Genomic DNA, 2,909 nt, shown 5'->3' with positions numbered 1-2,909 from the left:
GCCTGCACTCCTCGTGAAAAGAGCGCCGAACCGGAGATCCTCGGCCGCACAGAGACGTGATCGCACTGGAGAAGGCGATTGCCTGAAAGAAGCTCGAGGCCTACCGGCGGGTTAGCGGGCCTGGTGTCGCGAAAATGCCCTATGCGGCTAAACGCTCCACTACTTGAGCCGCGACAATGGGCGCGTCACTCACATTGGTGTCCGGCCAGACCCGCGCGCATTTTTTGGGGAAAGCACCTGGCACGAAATAGGAGAGGCCGGCGCTTGCAACATAGATAGTCGCTGCGACGCCCTCGAAATTGCGATTGAAGTGGAACTGCGACTTCATGACGATAAAGTCCTGCTCGCTGATATTGACGCCGTGGGACTCGAAAATGGCGCGATCAACGATGAACCCTGGCTTTGAAGTGGCAATCACAAGGAAACGGTTGTCGATCTCGATGAGGGCCGTCTTTCCCATGGCAGCGGATTCGTTCGCAAAATTGGGTCCAATGAGTTTGATATCCTTGTTGTTGAGCAGCTTGACCACGCCTTCGACCTCGAAGGGCAGATAAAGCGGGGTCATCTTGCCGCCGAGATGCATTTTGATTTTTGCGCCGACTCCGGAGGCATATGCCTGTGCGACGGTTTCCGGATCATTGACCGTCATCGCGCCCCGAAGCTTCACAGGATGCTTCAGTGCAGCCTGCAGGATCAAGGTGCTGTCCCCCGGCGTGCCGGCCAGCGTCCGGTCGCCAAGATCGGCAAGCGCCTTGGTGAGGCCACTCTTGTTTTCCGCAGTCGCATCCAGCGCCTCTGCGATCGTTACGGTTTCATCCTTGAAGCTCTCGCGCAGATCCCAGAACTTCTGGGCGTAATCCTCCACGATCGCTTTGGCTTGCGCATATGGCCCGTTGCTCAGTATCACAGCGGCCTGACCCATATCCGTTAGATCCGCAAAGCGATAGGCGTTGTAGATGCTAAGGTCCACCACTGGTGCTTCCGACTTCTCGATCGCACGGGCCCGTGCGTGCATTTCCTTAAGTGGGCTGAGATGAGTTTCGAGCCTGCCTGGGGCAATCATTCGGGTTTTCGCGAAGGTATAGACCGGGCGCAGACGGCCTTCGACCACATCGAAGACCAATCTGACGACCTTCTTGCCATTATCGTAGTAATCGTCATGGGGATTGTTCTTGCAAGCGATGCAGATGTCGGCTGCCTTCAGCATCTGCGGCGTTATATTGGCATGAAGGTCGAGACCCACTCCGATGACTGCGTTTCCGCCGATGGCGCCGCGAATGTAGGAGAGGAAATCACCTTCCGCATCTTCGATCTGAGTCGTGGACATCGACCCATGTAGGTCGACGACAATCGCATCGGGCGCGAGCTTCTTGAGTTCCTCGCCCCAGAATCGACGTTGCTCAAGATAGAAACAATGATCGATGGCGCCGCTCGGCGCGATCATCGAATCTGAAATGGGAAGTATTTCAATATCAGCGCGTTCAATCAACGCGTCGACAATCCCGCCGAGCGTCGTGCCATTTCCCTTGGCTGCCTCAATCACAGTCTCGCCGCGAACGACCGTGATATCTGCGGCCGCTGTCGCAGGAGCATATCCGTGCGATTCATGAAACAGGCGTCCGACTGCTATGCGCTTCATAATCTTATATTTCCTCCTGAATGTCAGGCTTTGATCGGCAGCGACTTCGCGGCTATTTTACCGGGTCAGAGTGCAAGGACGATGGCTGCGTTTTATGCTCGATTCCCAGTTTACGATGCGGTGGGACTGGGCGGGTGGTGACCCGCAACAGGCTGCGCCGGTGACAAGTGCTTGAGTTCTTAAGGGGCCACAAGCCGCTCCTGTTCGCCAGGGGTGGAAAATGGTGTAATCGACCAGGCGATTAAGTCAACAGCGCGCTGTAGTATTGTCTCGGTTTCAGCAAAGCTGGGTGAAGCGACGATGACATGTCCGATGTAGTCTCGGAGATCGCCTTTTATGACGATCGGCGTCTCGGGTTGAACATAAAATTTGACCTCGACGACACCTGGTACAGCAGCCGCCTGACTGTCGCCTCCGATCCATTCGAGGGTGCCATTGCGATCAGGAATTAGATACCGCACAGCCGCAGTGTGTGAATGCCTTCTGCGCAGATCCAATTCCTCGCCGATGACAAGCTTGATGTGCTCGGTGATGAGGTCGACGCCGCAAGCCAGTTGAACCCGTTGAGAAGTTGTTCCACCATGAAGACGCGGATTGACTTCAATCACCACTGGGCCATGCTTCGTCCATCGGATTTCAACGCCCGTCGGTCCCCAGCCAAGGCTGAGAGCTCGCAAGCAATTCATCGAAACGTCGGCAATGCTCACATGCTCATCATCCGTCAGCGGGGCCGGAACGATGCACTCACGAGGGATGAAGTAGGGTGGGGGGCCGAAATCATTGGTCCCAATCCCAATAACTTCATTTCCCATTATATCCACGGTATAAAGAGGGCCTTGTGCGAATTCTTCGACCAGGATCCTCGGCGGGGACTGCCATATGTGCTGCCCGCCCAACAGATAGGTCGTATGTTCGGCTAACTCATTGAAGCTGCGGCACAGTCGGACACCTCTGCTGCCGGCACCAACTGCTGGTTTAAGAATCACCGGCAGGCCGATCTCCGCGGCAAATCTTTCCACCTCCGTCGCATCCGTTGCCAAGCGATAAGCAGGTATTGGAACGCCGGCCTCTGCGAGTAGGTGACGTTGGTTGAATTTGTCGCAGCATTGTTCGATGGATGTGGGGTTCGGTCCCGGAAGATCGAAATGGCGGCAGAGCTTGCCAACTGTCGCATAGAACGAGTCCCCGACGGACGTAATGCCAGCAATGTCATAGGTTGCATGCAGCCGGGAGCATTCGCGGATCAACGCATCGAGATCCGCTGTATCGA

At 55.9% G+C, this 2,909-nt stretch carries 2 protein-coding genes; both read right to left on the bottom strand.

Translation table 11 applies throughout. The features are described from left to right. Window positions 1-139: 139 nt before the first annotated feature. Window positions 140-1,639, bottom strand: coding sequence for a M81 family metallopeptidase (locus tag EOA38_RS32430; RefSeq protein WP_127301146.1), 1,500 nt, complete (start codon window positions 1,637-1,639; stop codon window positions 140-142). A gap of 179 nt (window positions 1,640-1,818) precedes the next feature. Next, the coding region (locus tag EOA38_RS32425; protein WP_127301145.1) for an acetyl-CoA carboxylase biotin carboxylase subunit family protein at window positions 1,819-2,909 on the bottom strand (1,091 nt) is incomplete at its 5' end.

Source organism: Mesorhizobium sp. M1E.F.Ca.ET.041.01.1.1, from assembly GCF_003997355.1.
Classification (GTDB): domain Bacteria; phylum Pseudomonadota; class Alphaproteobacteria; order Rhizobiales; family Rhizobiaceae; genus Mesorhizobium.
The sequence above is the reverse complement of the archived record's forward strand: the minus strand, read 5'-3'. Positions and strand labels throughout refer to the sequence as shown.